This is a genomic window from Marinobacter sp., assembly GCF_052094685.1.
GTDB lineage: Bacteria > Pseudomonadota > Gammaproteobacteria > Pseudomonadales > Oleiphilaceae > Marinobacter.
Window position 1 is genome coordinate 19,585 of the sequence record NZ_JBQDKB010000025.1, and the last position, 19,318, is coordinate 38,902.

Genomic DNA, 19,318 nt, shown 5'->3' on the forward strand with positions numbered 1-19,318 from the left:
CGCATATTCATCTGTTTCGGAGCCAGCGCCCATGCCCTAACGTTTATTCTAACTACAGTAAAGGAGCCAGCAAGCGCACCGCGCGGCAGGTCAGCCGGAATAGGATGGAGCGGTCTTGGTAGTCTTGTTCGGTCATCTTGCGGCAGTGGGATAAATCTTCTGTGAGCATGGCGTCTACTCTGGACACAAAGGGTTCGGACGTGTTGACTGCAATGATCTCAAAGTTAAGACGCATAGACCGATTATCCAGGTTCGCGGTCCCCACCGCTGCATAGTGGTTGTCTACCAGAACAACTTTCTGATGCATAAAGCCTGGTTGATACCGGTAAATGCCAATGCCAGCTCGGCTGGCCTGAACGAGATACGAATAGGCGGCCATGCGAACAAGGTGGCTGTCTGATTTTTCAGGAATAATGATCCGCACATCCACCCCCCGAAGCGCCGCGAGTTGTAGTGCGTTCACTATTTGGAAATCTGGAACAAAATACGGCGACGCTATCCAAATGCGGGATTGGGCATTGTTGATGCAGTTCAGAAAAAACAGTGTGCAGGTTTCCCAAGTGTCTGCCGGGCCGGTAGGCAGCACCAGGACCTTTTCAGCGCCGGGTATATTGTCCTGGGGCGCCCAGTCCAGTTCGGGGAACTCATCGCTGGCCCAGTTCCAGTCTTCCACCCAGGCAAGCTGAAGGCCGGTAACAGCGGGGCCTTCGATTCGACAGTGAGTATCTCGCCAGGGTTCCTGATCTATCACCGATCCAAGGTATTCATCACCTAGATTGATGCCCCCCACAAAACCTATTTTGCCGTCACAGATCAGTAATTTTCGGTGGTTGCGGAAGTTTATCTGTAACCGCCGGCGCCGAATATTTCCGTCTCCGAACGAGGCGACCCGAGCACCGGCCTGTGCAAGCTCCTTCAAGTACGCTCGAGGCAGCCCTACGCTCCCGACCTCGTCATATAGAAACCATACTTGCACACCTTCTGAAAGCTTGTGCTCAAGAATGGTTTTGATACGTTGGCCAATCTTGTCTGAGCGCACAATGTAAAACTCGAGAAGAATATAAGAGGTTGCGTTCTCCATGGCTTTGATCAGCGCCTCAAACGTAGCCTCTCCGTCCTGTAGTAGAGTGCACCGATTGCCTTCGGTAAAGGGTTGCCTGCCGAGCTTGCAAAGCACCTGAAGTTGTTTATCAAGTTGTTGCTGTTCGGGGGTGGAGAGAGAGGTTGTTTGCTGCTCAAAGCGGTTAAGCAAGTTGGTTAGGGATTGGTCCCCCATGCGCCGGGCTTTCACGTACCCACCGAAGCGGGAGCGGCCAAATACAAGGAACATCGGCACTGCGATATAGGGCAGTGCCAGTAGGCCGATAATCCAAGCGATGGCACCTTGGGCTGTGCGGTAGGTAAGAAGAATGCGATAAATACTGGCGACAGAGCCCAAATAAAATAGGCCAACGGCGAACGCCAGTAATGAGATGTCAGGCATCATTGATCGGTTTCCTGGGGAAGGTGCTCTGCGCGGTATTGAGCCGGCGCCATGCCTGTCCAACGTTTGAAAGCCCGGCTGAAGGAGCTCAATTCAGAGAAACCCAGAAGAAACGCGATCTCCCCCAGGGCGTAGTGATCAGAAGCCACATAACGCAGGGCTTTGTCTTTACGTACGTGCTCCACCAGCTCATGAAAGCTGAGTCCTTCTTTTTTAAGCCTGCGATAGAGCGTTTGGCGGCTCATGTGGCACTGTCTGGCTAGCGTATCCGCGTCAATCTTGTCTGTCGACATTTGGCGCGATATGAGTCTGCGGATTTTTCGGCCAAAAGAGCGGCGGGTCTGCAGGCGCGCCAGCAGCCCATTGACCTGCCGCAAAACGGCTGAATACACATAGGGATTGCGGTGAGGGATTGGGTGGTTCAGGTGCCGACTATTGAAGGCCAGCCGTGTTACTGGCGCACCAAAGGTTACGGGGCCGCCCAGCAGCTTTTCATATTTGTGGGCGTAATCCGGGCGCGGGTGGGCAATTTCCGCCCACTCGGCCTGTATTCCGGAATAGATAAAATGCCGAGTTCGACACAAGGCTGCGGCAAGTGTGCGATCCATATCCTGACGGCAGTAGTGCTCTGGTGAGTCTGCCTGCCAGGTCAGAACTGCTTGTTCGCCAATTTGTTCAAAGCTCAGATACACCGATTCGTTGATTAACCGGTGTAAGCGCACATACTGGGTTACGGCTTCGCCCAAGGTGTCGCAATTAAAGAATACGTGTCCCACTAAACCCATGCGCTCCGGGTCAATAATCTGACCTGCGTTCAGACCCACAGCCGGGTCACCGGTGACTTGCTCGGCGTGTTCCCACAGCTTGTAGTGCGCTTGGGCAGGTACGCGCCTGTCGGGATCCTCAAGTGTCTGCATGTCCAAGCCGGTAAGCTGCTCAACCCGCAGGCGATCCAGAACACCCTGGCGGCTCAGATAGTGAACCAGGGCCAGCGTGCTGGAGGCAGCAACAAAGGGCGTCGTTGTGGTGTCCGTAGGTGCAGGAGTCACATTGGTCGGCTCGTTAACGAGGTGTCATGGAGGCTGATACAAAATGTCAAACGAGTGGGACAGTCTGTCAACTGCTTCTGCCTTCTACAACGATAGCATCTAACGAACAGGTTGAAGTAATGGAAAGGCCCATTAGGAGGTGTTTTATGACGCGTGATATTTTTGTACCACTTACTGAGCTTGAGCGTGAAAATGTAGCTGCACTGGCGGAATACCTGCGCGGCATGTACTACTGCTGAGTGTACAGCAAAGAAGACTATGACCTTCGGGCCGGGCTTAGCCCGGTCTTTTTTTGCCTGCAAGAAACGCTCATCTCTGCTCCTTCCCCTTGCTCACCTGACTGGCAATGTTAATGTATCGGCATCTAAACATTGTGATCCTAACGGAGACAGTCTGCCCATGAGCAAGATACTGAACCACAGAATTACCGGAGAAGGCGCCCCTTTGATTCTGTTACACGGCCTGTTCGGGGCACTGGAAAATTTGGGTGCTATTGCAAGGCAATTCCAAAAAGAGCGACAGGTTCACGCCTTGGATCTGCGCAATCACGGTAGCTCTTTCCATGCAGATACCATGGACTACCGTTCAATGGCGGCGGATGTGCTTGCGTATATGGACGAGCAGGGGCTTGCAAAAGCCTGTCTGTTGGGGCATTCAATGGGTGGCAAGGTGGCTATGCAGATTGCCTTGCAGGCGCCGGAGCGAGTTGAGAAGCTCATTGTTGCCGACATTGCCCCGATTTCCTACAAGCCGAGACACGACGCTATTCTTGAGGGCTTAAAGCAGACTGACCTTACCGCTGCACGCTCCCGACGGGACGCCGACAAACAGTTGGCGGAGTTTATTGACGCACCTGGAGTACGGCAATTTTTGCTGATGAATCTTGAGCGTATTCCGCAAGAAGAGCAGTCCAGCGGTGGCGCTGTGTACCGGTGGCGCCTGAACCTGAAAGCAATCGATGCCTGTTATACCAACCTGGCGGCGGCACCAGAAGCAGATGCGCCGTACATGGGCCCGGTGTTGTTTTTGAAGGGCGCAGAGTCTGCCTACATTCAGGAAAAACACCGGGAGGAGATTGACCGGTTATTCCCATCTGCACAACTGCAGGTTATTGAGGGCACGGGGCATTGGTTGCATGCAGAAGAAACGGATACCTTTGTGGCGCTGTGCCAGCAGTTTCTGGATGGCTAGGCTGGTGACTGAGCCTTTAAAACGCCTTTAAAACCCTTCAGAACAACAAATAGGCAGGTTAATGGTATGAAATGGTTGGTGGCTGGTTTACTGGTAGTGTTTGTTTTGCTGGGCGGATTTTTTCTGCTGCCGGCACCTATTGACGCCAAAGCATGGCAGCCGCCAACGACAAAACCTATGACTGGCCCGCTGACCCCGAATGAGCATCTGCGTCAGGCTGAATTGCTGGCAAAGGGGCAGGTTTATGGCCCAGAAGACACCGCTGTTAACACCGAAGGCGTGGTCTTTGCCGGCACCCAAGACGGGTATGTTGTGCGCGTGTTCCCCGATGGCCGCGTTGAGAACTGGTTGTCCACCGAAGGACGCCCGCTTGGGATGGTGTTTGATCAGGAAGGAAACTTAATCGTCGCAGACGCTTGGAAAGGCCTGCTCTCTATTACGCCGGATGGCGATATTACCGTGCTCACCAATGAGGCGGAAGGCGTCCCGTTCAGGTTTACCGATGATGTTGATATTGCCGCTGATGGGCGGATCTATTTCACCGACGCCAGCTCCCGTTTCCATCAACCGGATTACCAACTCGACCTTCTGGAAATGCGACCCCACGGCCGGTTATTGCGTTACTCCCCTAATACCGGAAAGACTGAGGTTTTACTGGGCGACATGCATTTTGCCAACGGCGTTGCGGTGGCGCCAGATGGCAACTCTGTGCTGATCAACGAAACTTGGAAATATCGCATTCTGCGCTACTGGGTAAGTGGCCCGAAAGCTGGGCAATCTGACGTTTTTGCCGACAATCTGCCGGGGTTTCCCGACAACCTCTCGGTGGATGACAAAGGGCGATTCTGGGTGGCCTTTCCTGCGCTTCGCAATGCCAAAATTGACAAGTTGCACCCGAATCCGTGGCTCAAAGAACTGGTAGCCAAGTTGCCACAAAGTCTGCAGCCTGCGCCTCAAGAGTACGGGTTGGTGGTGGCGTTTGATTCTGATGGCAGGGTAATTACCAGCCTTCACGATACCCAAGGTGCTCACCTGCAGGAAATTACGTCGGTAAAATCCCACGATGATCACTTGTACTTTGGTTCACTTCACAACGACCGTATAGGACGGTTACCGTTGCAGGCTATTCCGGCCCTTGGGGGAGAGCAATGAGCGAGCAAACGCCAATACACTGGGATCTTCCCGATCCCTTCACCCTTGAAATACTAGTGGTTGAGGCCGATACCGACGAACTTGGGCATGCGAACAATGTGGTCTACGTGCGCTGGCTGGAAGATATCAGCTGGGCTCATGTTAATGAATTGGGCATGAATTGGGCACTGCATGAGGCGACAGGCAAGGCCATGGCGATCACCCGCACAGAAATTGATTATCTGGCCTCTGCCAACGCCGGTGATCGGTTGCTGATGGGAACATGGCTCACCGGTTTTGATGGCCGCTTCCGTTCTGCGCGGCAGTTTCAGTTGGTGCGCCTCGATAATGGCAAAACTCTGATGCGGGCGGTGTCTACCCACGCCTGTGTCGACCTGAAAACCCAGCGCCCTTCACGCGCACCGAAAGAGTTTGCCGATATCCTGAAAGCCGCCACAGTGGCCGGGGGAAAAGGTCTGGAACCTACCTGAGTCACTATTGTTCCCAACTTCTGTTAATCTGAGCGAAGAACACCATACCCCCGTTGCTGCCAGTCACTGTTTCACCACAACCAGCGCCCTTTGTCGGAGATTACCCATGGACACAGCCATTGATCAGCATTCTGAATCTTCCATGAAAAAAGTGGTCTATCACCAGTTTGGTGAACGTGATGTTCTGCAGGTTGTAAGCTCTGATGTTCCTTCGCCACAAGCGGGGCAGGTACTGATTCGCGTGCATGGCGCCGGGCTTAACCCCATTGATTGGAAAACCCGCAAAGGTCTGGGGTTTGTAGCCAAGCAAATTGAAAGTACGCTGCCGTGGACGCCAGGCTACGATGTTGCCGGCGAGGTGGTCGCCATCGGAGATGGCGTAACCACTCTAGCGCCCGGAGATCGAATTATGGGGTTGGTTGGGTTTCCGCTGAATGGTGGGAGCTACGCTGAGTATGCCTTGGCAACTGCAGATGAGCTGGCTGTTGTGCCGGAGGAGCTTGATCTGGTAACTGCGGGTGCGCTGCCACTTGCCGCGCTTACGGCTTGGCAGGCGCTGTTCGAAGTTGCAGAGCTTGAACCTGGTCAGAAAATTCTTGTGCATGCGGGCGCCGGTGGAGTAGGGCATCTTGCTGTGCAGTTCGCGCTGGCGCGGGGGGCTCATGTTATTGCAACAGCTTCGTCAGGTAATCGGGATTTTCTTTCAGAGCTTGGTGTGCATGAAGTGATTGATTACCACACTACAGATTTCGCCGATGAATGTTTTGGGCTGGATGTTGTACTGGATTTGATTGGCGGCGAGACGGGCAAGCGATCCCTGCGTACCCTGGGTGAGAAGGGCATGCTGGTGACCATTCCTACGGTTACGGCAGATGAGGTTGTTAGTGCTGCTGAAGCTCAGGGACTAAGGGCCCACGGCATGACTGTGCGCCCGGATGTGTTCCACTTGGATGAAATTGCCGAGCTGATCGAAGATGGTGATGTGAAGGTGCACATCGAGAAAACATTTGCGCTGGACCAAGTGGTACAAGCCCACGAGCTTCTCGAGGGCGGGCATGTGCGCGGTAAGCTTGTTTTGGACTGCCGTTAACGAATCAACTTTCGGGCATTGAGCCTTCAGCTGAAGGCTCTTTTCCTTGCGCCGACGGTTCTGGCCCTTCACCGTTTTCTCTGTCCCTTTTTTCTTTGTGGTTTTGAGGTGGCACTAGGCTGATCAATATCCAGTCGTCATCCGGCTTCAGGTCATCCATGCTGCGCACTGGGTTAATACGGCTCTTGCTGTCGAACACAAACAGCACCAGAGCCTGGCCTTGGTATTTCTCCATAAAATCGTCGTACTCAAACTCTTCGCTGAGCTGAGTGGTTTTTATCGAGTAACCTTGGCTGGCCAAGCTTGCCAGTTTCGCATAGCTTACTCCGTCGAACAGACCGCGCGTCATCTGGATTTTTTCCGCGGTTTGGAGTCGCGCCTTCTGATCCTGATCCCCCTCCGAAAGGCTGTATACACTGGTGTCGCCGAACCAGTCCAAAAAGTGATAGGTCGCCAGCGAGTTCATGTGCTTGTATGGAGAAATCACCAGCAGGTTGCCAATCCCTGTGAGATCGAGATGGCTTGAGGCATGCTCGGAAATTGGGTTGCCAAAGTATACCTTCAGATTGTCCATACGCGCCTGGCGTACGTTCTCCCAGTTGGTGTCTGCCAAGGCAACCGGAACCTCGTGCTTCTTAAGGGCCTGGCCGATCATGCGGGCAACCGGGTTGGCACCGAGAATCAGAAAGCCGTATTCGGCCGGCTCGGTAACTTTTAGCAACCGGGCGATAGGTCGAGCGGTTAGGCTTTGCAGAGTAACGGTTGCAATAATCAGCACAAACACCATGGGCACAAGAGCGGCTGCGCTTTCGTAGCCAAGCGCCTGCAACTGGAACGCGAACAGGGCAGAAACCGCTGCTGCCACAATGCCCCTAGGGGCAATCCAGCTGAGAAACAGTTTTTCCCGCCAGTTCAGGTCGGTACCTATGGCGGATAAAAATACGCTGAGCGGCCGGGCAACCAGCATGAGCACCGCCAGAACTATGGCCAGCCCCCATCCCAAATCCGCAATCGCAGCGAATTCCACCCGCGCCGCCAGAATGATAAACAGCCCCGATATCAGCAGAACACTCAGGGATTCTTTGAACTCAAGAATGCTGTCCACAGACACCTGTTTCATGTTGGCCATCCAGATGCCCATAACTGTGACCGTGAGCAGACCGGATTCGTGGGCCAATTCATTAGAGAACGCATACATACCCAACATGAAGGTGAGCGTGGCTGCGTTGTGCAGGTATTGCGGCATCAGATGTTTGCGCAGCACCAAGCCGTTCAGATAGCCGGCTAAGGCCCCGATCACAAAACCAATCAGCAGTGTTTTGCCGAAAATATACAGGGAGTGGCCAAATACGTTGCCTTGTCCCCAGGAAACAATGCCCTCAAACACCAGTACCGCCAACAAAGCGCCCACTGGGTCGATGATGATGCCTTCCCAGCGCAGAACATTGGCCAGCTTTGCGCTTGGGCGTACCGAACGCAGTAAGGGAGCGATAACGGTGGGGCCAGTCACAATAGAAATGGCGCCGAACAGCAGGGCGACCGCCCAAGAAATATCCAGCACCCAGCGCGCAGCCAAGGTACCAATGATGCCCGTAACGATGGAGCCGACGGGTATAAGGTTGCGAGCCATTTTGCTGTGTCCGCGAATATCTTCAAACCGCAGGGTTAGGCTGCCTTCAAACAGAATAATGGCCACGGCCAGAGAAACCATCGGAAACAGCAGGTCACCGAACACCTCATCTGGGTTGAGGTAGCCGAGTACCGGGCCTACAAGTATCCCACCGGCAAGCAGAAACAAAATGGCGGGTACGCGCACACGCCAAGCGAGCCACTGAAAAGACAAGGAGAGGACGCCGATGCTGGCAAGAATCAGGACTGTGCTGGCTGGCATAAAACTGGGATCCGTTTGGTTATTGGTTGGCACGCCGTGCAATACGGTTTAACAGCTGAGAGGCTGCGAACAGGCCAAAGCTGGCGGTAACCGGGCAGGCAGCGCCAAAGCCAGTAGCACAGTCGAGCCGTGAGGGGCCGGCGGTTGCTGGCTTTTGAAGGCTAACTTCGCCGTCCTCGGCAGGGTACGTGAGCTGTTCTGTTGAGTATACGGCCTCAATGCCGAAGCGTCGCTTGGGATTGCGTGAGAAACCGTATTCCCGGCGCAGAAGGTTGCGTACCTTGGCCAGTAAAGGGTCTTGGGTGGTTTTGCTGAGATCCGTTACTAGGATCTTGGTGGGATCTATCTGTCCGCCTGCACCGCCGGCGCAGATGATTGGGAGTTTTGCACGTTGACAGTGGGCAATCATCGCGGCTTTCGGCTTTACACTGTCGATGGCATCGACCACACCCGTCATCTCGGGTGTAATTAGCTCCGTGAGGTTTTTCAGTGTAAGAAAACCGAAATGAATCCGGATATCCGCATTGGGGTTAATGGCTTTCAGTCGCTCGGCCATGGCATCGGTTTTTGTACGGCCGTATTGCCCTTCCAGAGCATGAAGCTGGCGGTTGGTGTTGGACACGCAAATATCATCCATATCGATCAGGGTAATTGTGCCGATACCGCTGCGCGCCAAAGCCTCCGCGGCCCATGAGCCAACCCCACCTAAGCCAATAACGGCAATGTGGGCGTTGCGAAACGCGTGTAGGGCGGGGCGCCCGTATAGCCGTTCAATACCGCCAAAGCGGAAAGCGTAATCGTCGGCGTTCATGGGGTCTCCGTTCAGATCCGGACACAAGCCGGAGACTATCAAAGAGTGAATCAAAGGGCACAATTGTACCCCAGTGTCGGAGCAGACAGAAAACACCCGTAAAAAAGCCACGCAGTGCGTGGCATAAAACATAGGGGTCAGGGTTTCATGGGTAAAAGTGGCCGCCAGGATCGCAGCAATCAACGAATAAACGGATTCAGCATTCGGGTGAAGGTTCCGGTTAGCTTGATTGGCGCGCTCAGCACAGAAAGTGTAATGCAGTCTTCACAACCTATTGAGATCGGTTTGTGTTCATCTTGGTCGGTGAGAACAACAAAATCCCATTGGTTGAAAACACCCTTCTGGTCTGAAAATGCCCCCTGCAGCACGATCGTCGTTTCAACGCCTCGATGGGTATGAGCTGGTGCTTTGCCTCCGGCGTTAAGCTTCTGCAAAACAACCTGTTCATTCTGACCCGGAAACTTTTCGGTAATATCCAGTACGCTAACGTCGCCCAACTGATGTTTCCAGGGGAGGTTATTGATGTCGTCGCCAAGCAGTTTTTGAAGAATGTTGATTCTGGGCACGGCTTTCGCCGTGCGCTCGGGCGTCGGTGAGCTATCTATCTTGGCCAGAATGTTATCAAACATTGACTCGGAAACGCTGACCTTTGGCTGTTGTTCCATCATCACGGCGCCAAGGCTGTCGAGGGTTTCTACACGGCTGCGACAAAGGGCGCACTTATCCAGGTGAAGCCGGATGCACAGAGCATGAGGCTCACTTAGGTTGCCCGCACTGTACTCCATAAGGCTCAGGCTTTCGGGGTGATGCCGTGTCATACGTTCTGATCCTGCAAAATCACTCTAAGCTTGCCCAATGCCAGGCGCACTCGGCTTTTAACGGTTCCCAAAGGGATGTTTAGCTCGTTTGCGACCATCTGGTGGGATTTCTGCTCCATATATACCTTGGCTATCACGGTAATCTGCTCTTCGGGCAACTGGCTTAGAGATTCTCTCACTCGCCGTTCCGACATTAGGCGATGCAGTGAGGTTACCGGTTGGTTTTCATCTTCGCCCGGGATCTGCCACAGATCTTCAGTTTCTACGTGCATTTCTACGCTGGTTCGGCGCATTTTACGCAACATATCAATGCGTTGGTTGCGCGCGATGGTGAAAATCCAGGTTGAGGCTGCAGCTTTCTGCCAATCGTATAGGCTCGCTCGCCGCCAGATGGAGACAAACACTTCCTGCACCAACTCTTCTGCATGGCTGGCCATGCCATTTGCCATGGCGTAATACTTGAGCTGCGGGGCGAAATGCTCAAATAACGAACGATATGCTTGGCGATCCTGGCTTTTCCCCACTTTCACCAACAGCTGGCTCCACGGATCCTTTCGGCCCTCGGCTCGTGCTGGATTCTTATCCAGTGTGGTCACCGGACGCTCCTTGACTGTCGCATGATTTAGATACTGTTTGCTGATCATTCTATGCACTCGTCCCGGGTTTGTCAGTGCGAGTATTTACGCCGCCATTCTTTGTGCGGATCAGCCTGCAGTAAGAGTAATTTTGTAACCGGGCGATTTTTGCCGGTATGTCTATAGGAATCCTAGTCTTCCAGGTAGGTGTAACCTTCAAGCCCGGCAGCCAATTCCTCCAATAGCGGGGCTTGCACATTTTCAGGCAGGCCGCTTGCATCAAACTTATCCTGGTAGGCCGCCAGCAGCGCTTTGGGCTCAAAGTTCACATACCGGAGCACGTTGGCAACGGTATCGCCGGTAATAGGCGTGTTGGTGTCGAAACCTCCGGAATCATTCAGACGTACATCCACGGAGTGAGTGTCGCCGAACAAGTTGTGCATGTCCCCCAGGATTTCCTGATAAGCACCGGTCATAAAAAAACCCATCAGCAAGGCTTCGCCGGGTTTGTCCTCGGGGAGGGGGAGGGTGGCTTCTGTACCCTGGCCGTCCACGTAACGGTCGATACGCCCGTCGGAATCGCAGGTAATATCCTGAATCACTGCGCGTCGGCTAAGTCGTCGGTTCAGACCGGTTATGGGCACCACCGGAAATATCTGATCGATGCCCCAGACATCGGGTAGTGATTGAAACAGCGAGAAATTAACGAACAGTTTCGCAGCCAGCTTTTCGTTCAGCTCATCAATGATTTCACGGTGCGCTCGGCTGTTTTTATCCAGTTGACCCTGCAGTAGCACGCAACAACGGGTATAGAGTGTTTCTGAGTCTGCACGCTCCTGCAGGGAAAGCAGACCGTGGGCAAACTGGCTGTGAACATCTGCCATAGCGTGCAGCACATCGTGATAGATTTCGGCCAGTGAGCGCGGGGATTCGGGGTCTTCCAGGCTTTCCAGGTCGCGCCAGAGTTCATGCAGAGGCGCTGGCGCACTTTGCTCCGGTTTTTTGGTGGGCCGATTTTCTGGTTCTTCGTGATCAATCACGTTGGTCACCAGCACCGAATGGTGCGCGGTGAGCGCCCGGCCGGATTCGCTGATCAAATCCGGGTGAGGAAGGCCGTGTCGGTCGCATTCCGTCTGCAATACGTGCACCACGTTGTAGGCGTATTCTTGCATGCTGTAATTCATCGAGCAGGCGCTGCGTGAACGAGTGCCCTCGTAATCAACCCCCAAACCGCCGCCGATATCAACAGTGTTCACCGGCGCGCCCATCTGGCGCAGTTCACTGTAGAAACGCGCACACTCACGCAGGCCGGTCTGGATATCACGAATGTTGGCTATTTGAGAGCCCAGATGAAAATGCAGAAGCTGAAGGGTATCCAAAGCGCCCGCCTTGCGCAGTGTATTCACCACATCCAGCACCTGACTGGCGGATAACCCGAACTTGGATTTTTCGCCACCGGTGTTCTGCCAGTTGCCCTTGCCAATGGTTGCCAAGCGAACTCGCACACCAATCAGCGGAGAGACCTCAAGCTTCTTGGCTTCCTCAAGAATAAGGGGCAGTTCCGACTGCTTTTCCACCACGATAAACACCCGGTGCCCAAGCTTTTGGCCGATCAGTGCCAGGCGAATATATTCCCGATCTTTGTAGCCGTTGCATACAATAACCGAGCCATGCTGCTGTGCTAGCGCAAGAACTGCCATCAATTCTGGCTTACTGCCTGCCTCTAGCCCGATCTGCCCCTTGCTGGCAGCTGGCTCTGCCGCAATCAGTTCTTCAACCACTCGGCGCTGTTGATTTACTTTGATCGGGTACACGGCAGTGTACTGCCCTTTGTAGCTTTGCTCTGTGGCAACCGCATTGAAGGCGTTGCACAGCTGGTTCACCCGATCGTGCAGAATGTCAGTAAAGCGGATAAGCACGGGCAACTGCAGCCCGGAGTTTACCAGCGAACGAGTGAGTTCCGGCAGGTTGATCTCAGCCGCACTGGTGCCTCGGTTTGGCCGAATAACAACCTCACCCTCCGGATTCACACCGATATAGCCATCGCTCCACTGGGCAATGTTGTAAATCTTGTGGGCCGGGGAGGCATTAGTATTGCTCATGGCTACTATCCTTTTGGGAAAACCGGGGCCGCGCAGGCTTGCCGAGTGGCTGGTATTGTAGGGTTTAGCCTTTGCACCTGAAAGCCTCCGCTGCGGTTCATCGCGACTGACAGGGCACTAAACTACAATTATTGCTAACAAAGACTATGGTTGGCTGTTTTGCGCCCCTACAATACGCACTTTAACGACAGTCTTAGGCATTTGCAGGAGAGCACCATGACGACGCTGAACAGCAATTGGTTCACCGAGGTATTCCAAGATCAAGGAACCGCATTTTCCCTGCAGGTGAAGCAGAAGCTGCACGAAGAGCAGACGCCGTTTCAGAAGCTGGCAATTTATGAAACGGAAACCTTTGGCAACCTGATGGTGCTGGATGGATGCGTGATGCTGACCACCCGGGACAACTTTCTTTACCATGAAATGATGACTCACCCGGCTATATTTACCCACAAAAAACCGAAGAAGGTTGTGATTGTTGGGGGCGGGGACTGTGGCACCCTGAAGGAAGTTCTGAAGCACCCGGATGTGGAAGAAGCCTGGCAGGTGGAAATCGACGAGCGCGTTACCCGCATGTCTGAGAAGTATTTTCCCGAGCTGTGCGAAGCTAACGACGACCCACGGGCCAATTTCTTCTTCGGCGACGGAGTAAAGTGGATGCGGGAAGTAGATCCCGGCAGCATCGATATTCTTATTATCGACAGCACCGACCCGGTTGGTCCCGCCGAAGGCTTGTTTGCTCTGGATTTTTTCCGCGATGCCATGCTGGCTCTGGGGGAGGGCGGTATTATTGTTCAGCAGAGCGAATCGCCGCTGTTGCATACCGAAACCATCATCAAAGACATCCACAGCGACATGCGCAAGGCCGGCTTCAGCCATGTGCAAACCTTGCCGTTCCCGCAGCCTGTATACCCCACCGGTTGGTGGAGTTGCACCATGGCCAGCAAAGACAACCCACTGAAATATTTCCGTGAGGATGACGCAAACAACCGCCCGTTCGTAACCCGCTATTACAACAGCGGTATTCACCACGGCGCGCTGGCCATGCCCCAGTTTATGATTGACGCTCTGGAAGATGAAACGCGGCCGGAAGAGGGTTAGTTTAAGCCTACTTCACTACCCAGATCCGCTCCAACGTCAGCTCGTCTGGATCAAACTGATACACGCTGATACCGCCAGTAGATTGATGCCCCATTGCCAGAATGCCCGCTTCTGGTGAAGTGGCGATGGCGGTATTGCGATCGTAGTTGCTGCCGTAGGTTACAAGTTTGGGTGACTGGCCAAGATCAAAGTATTTCACTGGCCAAGGGCTGCCTGTTTTGAATAGAGCGGCGAAGTGGCTGTTGTTGCCGAAGCGCAGGTAGTATTCGCTGTTGTGGATGAAGGCGACGGCGATGGTGAAAGTATGGAGACCAGACGGTGCATCGATTAGGCCGCTATCGTCCCAGTTGCGTGGATCCCCGGTCTCATACGGAGAATCATCGAGATAAACGCCACTGTGATAGGACGATAAGCGGTGCTTCATGTCTGGCTGATTAGTATTCCAGAACAAGCCGATTCCATTCTCATCGGCACTGACTATCCATTGCCCGTCTGGGCTGATAGTGGCATGGGTTTTGGAAGAGTTCCCCTGAAATTTGGCAACTGGTTTTCCGGTTTGTGTATTCCATAGGGTGACACCACTGTATCGTGAAAACCGACGGCCATCGTCGATCGGCGCATAGTCTTCTATGGGATCGTTGTCATCGCCGGAACCAGCGGTAATGAAATAACTCTTACCCTCTGCCATGGCGAGGTTCAGCAACTTACCAGAACCGATAAAACTGGGACTGATACCATCTTTGAGCACAGGCTTTCTATTGTCGCCATAACCTTTGAACACATTCCACTCTTGATCTGCAGACAAGTAAGTGGTCAGGTCTGAGGAGACCAAGTGTCCATAGGTCGGAAAGTGATTAAAATTCAGAAGCTCTTCGCCAGTCACCGTTTGCACCTTTACTTCGTCATTCAGGTCCTGCCAGAGAAAAGCGTCCCTGTCCGGAACAAAAGTGGCGCTGTAGACATTTGCTTTTCCGTTGAAGGTTTTCCATTTTTCTTCTTTAATGTCCCAGAGGATCAGAGAGTTATCCCTGTGCGCGGTAATGACATAGCGACCGCTGTCTGATACGCCGGCAGACATAATGGGACCGGCCCAAAGCCAATGATTACAGAGCACCCAGGCAGACAAAGATAAAACAATGAGCACAAGTAAGACGAGGGCTCGGTTTTTCCCACTAGTAACTCCCAAAACCGACTCCTTCTTTTAAAATAGGGTCCATGATTTCAGCCATAAAAGACCTCTTGAATATCTCGTGGCTGGGAATCCGCATCCCCGAGTGGCTAAAAAGCCATTCACTTTGATCTGTAGCTAGCCAGGACTCGTCAAGTAACTTGTTTTCAATAAAGCTATCTCGAAACGCTCCAGCCTGTTCACCAGACAATTCATCAAACCCCACATACCCCAACGCAGGCCTAGGCGGCTGCTCCGGCACCCAATCATTCACCGCAAGCTTTTTCAACCGCAAAACATAGTCCTTCGCCACTTGCGGGCTAGCGCTAGCTCGGTGGTTTAAGGGTGCCAGCAGGGTATATTCTGGAGGCCGCTCGCTGTTGCGCAGGCAATCTATACAGGGCTGCCAGAGGGCATCTGCTTCGGCAAGAATGTCTTGCTCAAGCCTGTCCCAATTTGCTTTGACGGTTCGCTTGAGCGCTTCGGGTACATACGAAGACAGTTGAGGGTAGGTTGTCATCTGTGCTTTGAATGTTAGCGGTAGGTAGTCTTTGTAAAGCTCTTCGATGGCCGGCCCGAAACCGTTATCCAGAAAGCTTGGGAAGGTCCACCATTTTTTGTCATAGGCTCCCCGAAAGTAACCGAGCACATCGTCCATAGCGTCTTCTGAGTTTGCGAGATTCCAGGCGGTCGTTGCAATCAGCGCCGCGGGGGAAGAACGCAACAAAGCTTTCTGCCACCAAGCACTTTCTTTATCTTCACCGGCGCCAAGAATCCCGTCACCACGGGAATGTAGCATCACAATTTTGCGGGCTGCGCTATGGGCGGAAGGAAACACGCTCAGCCCCAGAGGGTGTACGTCACGGCTGGTGTCGTTGGTCAGTGCGTTGTCTGCAACGGCGGGTTGCCAGAGAAACAGGTGGTCGACTAGATTGCTCCATGTTCTTTTCACTATTGGTCAACGTCCGCGCCATTACTCCACTACCCAAACCCGATCCAGCGTCAGTTCGTCTGGGTCGAACTGATACACACTGATACCGCCGCTTGATTGGTGCCCCATCGCCAGAATACCCGTCTCGGGTGACGTGGCGATGGCGGTGTTGCGGTCGTAATTGCTGCCGTAAGTGACCAGTTTGGGCGATTCGCCCAGATCAAAGTACTTCACGGGCCAGGGGCTGCCGGTTTTGAATAGAGCGGCCATGTGGCTGTTGTTGCCGAAGCGGAGGTAGTATTCGCTGTTGTGGATGAAGGCTACGGCGATGGTGAAATCGTGGGCGCCGCGCGGAGCTTCGATCAGCCCGCTTTTGTCTCTATTTCGAGGGTCGCCTGTTTCAAAAGGCGTATCTTCAAGATAGATTCCGCTATGGTACCTTGCTAATCGGTGTCGGACATCCGGCCGATCAGTGTTCCAGAATAGCCCGATTCCGGCCTCATCAGCACTGACTACCCACTGTCCATCCGGACTTATTGTGGCGTGGGTTTTGGAGGAGTTTCCCTGAAATTTGGCCACTGGTTTACCAGTATCCGTATTCCATAGGGTGACACCACTGTATCGTGAAAACCGACGGCCATCGTCGATCGGCGCATAGTCTTCTATGGGATCGTTGTCATCGCCGGAACCAGCGGTAATGAAATAACTCTTACCCTCTGCCATGGCGAGGTTTAGCAACTTACCAGAACCGGTAAAACTGGGACTGATCCCATCTTTGAGCACAGGCGTCTTATTGTCACCATAACCTGTGAACACATTCCACTCCTGATCTGCAGACACGTAAGTAGCCATGTCAGAGGACATTAGGTGTCCATAGGTTGGAAAGTGATTGAAGTTCAGAAGCTCTTCGCCAGTCACCGTTTGCACTTTTACCTGGTCATTCAGGTCTTGCCAGAGAAAAGCGTCCCTGTTCGGAACAAAAGTGGCGCTGTAGATATTTGCTTTTTCATTGAGGGTTTTCCATTTTTCTTCTTTAATATCCCAGAGGATCAGAGAGTTATCCCTGTGTGCGGTAATGACATAGCGACCGCTGCCTGATACACCTGCAGACATAATGGGGCCGGCCCACAGCCAATGATTACAGAGCATCCAGGCAGACAAAGATAGAACAATGAGCACAAGTAAGGCTAAGGCCCGGTTTTTTCCACTAGTAACTCCCAAAACCGACTCCTTCTTTTAGAATAGGTTCGATGATTTCATCCATAAAAGACCTTTTGAATACCTCGTGGCTGGGAATCCGCATCCCTGAATGGCTAAAAAGCCATTTTGATTGGTCAACGGGGAAGAACTTTTCGTCATCCAACAACTGCTCAATAAATTCATCGAATCCTGACGCGTCTTTCCGGGTCACTTCTTTAAACCCCACATACCCCAGCGCCGGTCTGGGCGGCAGCTCCGGAAACCAATCGTTCACCGCAAGCTTCTTCAACCGCAAAACATAGTCCTTCGCCACTTGCGGGCTAACGCTAGCTCGGTGATTTAAGGGTGCCAGCAGGGTGTATTCTGGCGGCCGCTCTCCGTTACGCAGGCAATCTATACAGGGCTGCCAGAGAGCATCTGCTTCGGCAAGAATGTCTTGTTCAAGCCTGTCCCAATTTGCTTTGACGGTTCGCTTGAGCGCTTCGGGCACGTGCTCAGATAGTTGAGGGTAGGCTGTCATTTGTGCTTTGAATGTTAGCGGTAAGTAGTCTTTGTAAAGCTCTTCGATGGCCGGCCCGAAACCGTTATCCAGAAAGCTTGGGAAGGTCCACCATTTTTTATCATAGGCTCCCCGAAAGTAACCGAGCACATCATCCGTGGCGTCTTCCGAGTTTGCGAGATTCCACGCGGTCGTTGCAATCAGGGCCGCCGGGGAAGATCGCAACAAAGCTTTCTGCCACCAGGCGCTCTCTTTATCTTTACCGGCACCAAGAATGCCGTCGCCGCGGGAGTGCAGCACCACTATCTTGCGAACGGCGCTGTGGGCGGAAGGAAATACGCCCAGGCCCAGAGGGTGTACATCGCGGCTGCTGTCGTTGGTGAGTGCGTTGTCTGCAACGGCGGGTTGCCAGAGAAACAGGTGGTCGACCATGCTGGTTTTACCGATGGTGCCCAAAATGTTCAAGGCAGTGAGCGCAACCCGGGCACCCAGAGAATGGGAGATCAGGTTGATGGCAATGCCTACATCCGCCAGCTGCACCAGCAACGGGGCCAGACGTCGCCCGCTTGTCATGGCGTTCAACTCGGCCTGCATGAAGTCGGTCGCGCCGGTATTCCCCGGCCAGGAAATATTGATGATGCGGCTGTATGGTGTCCAGTCCTTGCCATCAAAACCCGCTGCCCGGTTCAACTGGTACTCCATGTGAATCGCCCAGCTGTGAGCGCCGGCGCCATTTACGTCTTCATCTTGCAGTGGGGCGTAGGTGTGGTCAGATAGAGCTTCCGTATCCTGCCACACGGTGGCGTTATTCGGGTGCCAGGCGTTTTTGGGTCCAGGCCCGTGGCCACCGTATCGTTTTTGGCTGGCCTTGCGGTTCAGGAAGCGCCCCCATTCGCCATGGGGCACGTTGTAGCCGTGTACATAGATAAGGGCGTTGTTGCCGTTTGCCCGAAAATAATCCAGTTGTTCGTCTGTCAGCAAGTCGGCTGCCGCGGGCGCTGATTCGCGTAAATTAATGATTACCGGTGGTGGCAGATGTATGGCCTTTGCTTTGCGTTCACCCTGAATAACGGTGAGATCTACGCCCTCGTCGAGGTAGTGGCCGGGAGCGAAGCGACGTTGTTCGCTCACGGTATCGAACCCGATCAAATGCTCTCCCTCCGGCTCCTCGGGCCAATACCATTGCGCGTTGCCTGTCACGAGCTTGGTGAAGCGGGCTTCTGAGTTGTCTGGCGTATGTTCTGTGCCATCCTGTAGCTCTGCGGTTACGGCTTTACCGCTTTCATCCTTGATTTCACCGGCATTGATAAACGCTCTCGGTCGCCTGAGGTTGTCATTGCGGCGTAAAAGCACGCTTGCGGTTTCGTGCCTGCAAATGGGCGCACCGTGGGCTCCCAGAGGCGCTGAGCTGGGTGAGAAGGGCAGGTTGCTAGTGGTCGTCATTCAGGTTCCCTCCTGTGAATGCGTTAATGCTTCAAGTGCTTCGAGTGTGTCTGACCAGTCGGCTCCCTGCCTGGTCTTACGTACCGTCGCAAGTTCATCGTCGCTCAATGCTTTGATAAAACCCCGAGCTATTAATACCCCGGCGCCTTCTACCAAGCCTTGCTCATTGGGTGCGCCTAGAGTTTCCAGCTGCTGGAGCCAGTAAGTGACAGTTTGGGCCTCTAAGTCGTTGCTGTCTGCCAAGGCCCTTGCCAATAAATATCGGCGATGAGCTTCTACCGATGCCAGGTTCTCCTGAGTCAATTCAAGAGGCTGGGGAGGCTGTTTTTTTAGCTCATCTTGAAGCG

Annotated in this window: 17 protein-coding genes; 5 read left to right on the forward strand and 12 right to left on the reverse strand. The window is 53.5% G+C overall.

Annotation, left to right across the window (positions count from 1 at the left end; translation table 11 throughout):
* Window positions 1–52: 52 nt before the first annotated feature.
* The gene (gene cls, locus ACTH3S_RS07250) at window positions 53–1,483 is read right to left on the reverse strand and encodes a cardiolipin synthase (protein ID WP_441808364.1); all 1,431 of its coding nucleotides are present in this window, start codon (window positions 1,481–1,483) and stop codon (window positions 53–55) included.
* Window positions 1,483–2,532: an AraC family transcriptional regulator gene (locus ACTH3S_RS07255; RefSeq protein ID WP_441808347.1), complete on the reverse strand. Its 1,050-nt coding sequence runs from the start codon at window positions 2,530–2,532 to the stop codon at window positions 1,483–1,485. Before ACTH3S_RS07255 ends, cls begins: the two co-directional genes overlap by 1 nt.
* A 399-nt stretch (window positions 2,533–2,931) precedes the next feature.
* Here ACTH3S_RS07255 and ACTH3S_RS07260 point away from each other — a divergent pair, with 399 nt between their 5' ends.
* The 4 genes from ACTH3S_RS07260 to ACTH3S_RS07275 all read left to right on the forward strand — a co-directional run bounded on the left by ACTH3S_RS07260 (window position 2,932) and on the right by ACTH3S_RS07275 (window position 6,435).
* Window positions 2,932–3,723: an alpha/beta fold hydrolase gene (locus ACTH3S_RS07260; RefSeq protein ID WP_441808348.1), complete on the forward strand. Its 792-nt coding sequence runs from the start codon at window positions 2,932–2,934 to the stop codon at window positions 3,721–3,723.
* 66 nt (window positions 3,724–3,789) lie between these two features.
* Entirely contained in the window at window positions 3,790–4,875 is a 1,086-nt protein-coding gene (locus ACTH3S_RS07265) for an SMP-30/gluconolactonase/LRE family protein (RefSeq protein ID WP_441808349.1), read from the forward strand.
* Entirely contained in the window at window positions 4,872–5,345 is a 474-nt protein-coding gene (locus ACTH3S_RS07270; RefSeq protein WP_441808350.1) for an acyl-CoA thioesterase, read from the forward strand. The genes ACTH3S_RS07265 and ACTH3S_RS07270 overlap by 4 nt, the downstream gene beginning before the upstream one ends.
* Window positions 5,346–5,451: 106 nt before the next feature.
* Window positions 5,452–6,435 (forward strand): NADP-dependent oxidoreductase, encoded by a 984-nt coding sequence (locus tag ACTH3S_RS07275; RefSeq protein WP_441808351.1) that lies wholly within the window; start codon window positions 5,452–5,454, stop codon window positions 6,433–6,435.
* Between the two features lie 4 nt (window positions 6,436–6,439).
* Here the strand turns inward: ACTH3S_RS07275 and ACTH3S_RS07280 are convergent, their stop codons facing one another.
* The 5 genes from ACTH3S_RS07280 to speA all read right to left on the reverse strand — a co-directional run bounded on the left by ACTH3S_RS07280 (window position 6,440) and on the right by speA (window position 12,632).
* The gene (locus ACTH3S_RS07280) at window positions 6,440–8,326 is read right to left on the reverse strand and encodes a cation:proton antiporter (protein WP_441808352.1); all 1,887 of its coding nucleotides are present in this window, start codon (window positions 8,324–8,326) and stop codon (window positions 6,440–6,442) included.
* A 19-nt stretch (window positions 8,327–8,345) separates the two neighbouring features.
* Window positions 8,346–9,137: a tRNA cyclic N6-threonylcarbamoyladenosine(37) synthase TcdA gene (gene tcdA, locus ACTH3S_RS07285; RefSeq protein ID WP_441808353.1), complete on the reverse strand. Its 792-nt coding sequence runs from the start codon at window positions 9,135–9,137 to the stop codon at window positions 8,346–8,348.
* A gap of 179 nt (window positions 9,138–9,316) precedes the next feature.
* A complete protein-coding gene (locus ACTH3S_RS07290; RefSeq protein WP_441808354.1) occupies window positions 9,317–9,955 on the reverse strand; it encodes a ChrR family anti-sigma-E factor in 639 nt (212 codons plus the stop codon).
* Window positions 9,952–10,599: a sigma-70 family RNA polymerase sigma factor gene (locus ACTH3S_RS07295; RefSeq protein WP_441808355.1), complete on the reverse strand. Its 648-nt coding sequence runs from the start codon at window positions 10,597–10,599 to the stop codon at window positions 9,952–9,954. Before ACTH3S_RS07295 ends, ACTH3S_RS07290 begins: the two co-directional genes overlap by 4 nt.
* Before the next feature lie 122 nt (window positions 10,600–10,721).
* Window positions 10,722–12,632 carry a biosynthetic arginine decarboxylase gene (gene speA / locus ACTH3S_RS07300; protein ID WP_441808356.1) on the reverse strand — a complete coding sequence of 637 codons (1,911 nt, stop codon included), beginning with the start codon at window positions 12,630–12,632 and terminating at the stop codon, window positions 10,722–10,724.
* A gap of 216 nt (window positions 12,633–12,848) precedes the next feature.
* On the opposite strand from speA, the gene speE reads away from it, so the two are divergent.
* Window positions 12,849–13,730: a polyamine aminopropyltransferase gene (gene speE, locus ACTH3S_RS07305; RefSeq protein WP_441808357.1), complete on the forward strand. Its 882-nt coding sequence runs from the start codon at window positions 12,849–12,851 to the stop codon at window positions 13,728–13,730.
* A gap of 7 nt (window positions 13,731–13,737) precedes the next feature.
* On the opposite strand, the gene ACTH3S_RS07310 is transcribed toward speE, so the two are convergent.
* The 5 genes from ACTH3S_RS07310 to ACTH3S_RS07330 form a co-directional block, all read right to left on the reverse strand.
* A complete protein-coding gene (locus ACTH3S_RS07310) occupies window positions 13,738–14,808 on the reverse strand; it encodes a WD40 repeat domain-containing protein (RefSeq protein ID WP_441808358.1) in 1,071 nt (356 codons plus the stop codon).
* A gap of 94 nt (window positions 14,809–14,902) precedes the next feature.
* Window positions 14,903–15,850, reverse strand: coding sequence for a hypothetical protein (locus ACTH3S_RS07315; RefSeq protein WP_441808359.1), 948 nt, complete (start codon window positions 15,848–15,850; stop codon window positions 14,903–14,905).
* A gap of 21 nt (window positions 15,851–15,871) precedes the next feature.
* Entirely contained in the window at window positions 15,872–16,942 is a 1,071-nt protein-coding gene (locus tag ACTH3S_RS07320) for a WD40 repeat domain-containing protein (RefSeq protein WP_441808360.1), read from the reverse strand.
* Between the two features lie 94 nt (window positions 16,943–17,036).
* A complete protein-coding gene (locus tag ACTH3S_RS07325; RefSeq protein ID WP_441808361.1) occupies window positions 17,037–18,971 on the reverse strand; it encodes an alpha/beta hydrolase in 1,935 nt (644 codons plus the stop codon).
* Window positions 18,972–19,318 (reverse strand): hypothetical protein (locus tag ACTH3S_RS07330; protein ID WP_441808362.1); only part of this gene is annotated, 347 nt, incomplete at its 5' end.

Coding starts and splice junctions, on each gene's coding strand:
- cls (WP_441808364.1), bottom strand. CDS start 1,483: ATGCCTGACATCTCATTACTGGCGTTCGCCGTTGGCCTATTTTATTTG.
- ACTH3S_RS07260 (WP_441808348.1), top strand. CDS start 2,932: ATGAGCAAGATACTGAACCACAGAATTACCGGAGAAGGCGCCCCTTTG.
- ACTH3S_RS07265 (WP_441808349.1), top strand. CDS start 3,790: ATGAAATGGTTGGTGGCTGGTTTACTGGTAGTGTTTGTTTTGCTGGGC.
- ACTH3S_RS07270 (WP_441808350.1), top strand. CDS start 4,872: ATGAGCGAGCAAACGCCAATACACTGGGATCTTCCCGATCCCTTCACC.
- ACTH3S_RS07275 (WP_441808351.1), top strand. CDS start 5,452: ATGGACACAGCCATTGATCAGCATTCTGAATCTTCCATGAAAAAAGTG.
- ACTH3S_RS07280 (WP_441808352.1), bottom strand. CDS start 8,326: ATGCCAGCCAGCACAGTCCTGATTCTTGCCAGCATCGGCGTCCTCTCC.
- tcdA (WP_441808353.1), bottom strand. CDS start 9,137: ATGAACGCCGACGATTACGCTTTCCGCTTTGGCGGTATTGAACGGCTA.
- ACTH3S_RS07290 (WP_441808354.1), bottom strand. CDS start 9,955: ATGACACGGCATCACCCCGAAAGCCTGAGCCTTATGGAGTACAGTGCG.
- ACTH3S_RS07295 (WP_441808355.1), bottom strand. CDS start 10,599: ATGATCAGCAAACAGTATCTAAATCATGCGACAGTCAAGGAGCGTCCG.
- speA (WP_441808356.1), bottom strand. CDS start 12,632: ATGAGCAATACTAATGCCTCCCCGGCCCACAAGATTTACAACATTGCC.
- speE (WP_441808357.1), top strand. CDS start 12,849: ATGACGACGCTGAACAGCAATTGGTTCACCGAGGTATTCCAAGATCAA.
- ACTH3S_RS07310 (WP_441808358.1), bottom strand. CDS start 14,808: ATGTCTGCCGGCGTATCAGACAGCGGTCGCTATGTCATTACCGCGCAC.
- ACTH3S_RS07320 (WP_441808360.1), bottom strand. CDS start 16,942: ATGTCTGCAGGTGTATCAGGCAGCGGTCGCTATGTCATTACCGCACAC.
- ACTH3S_RS07325 (WP_441808361.1), bottom strand. CDS start 18,971: ATGACGACCACTAGCAACCTGCCCTTCTCACCCAGCTCAGCGCCTCTG.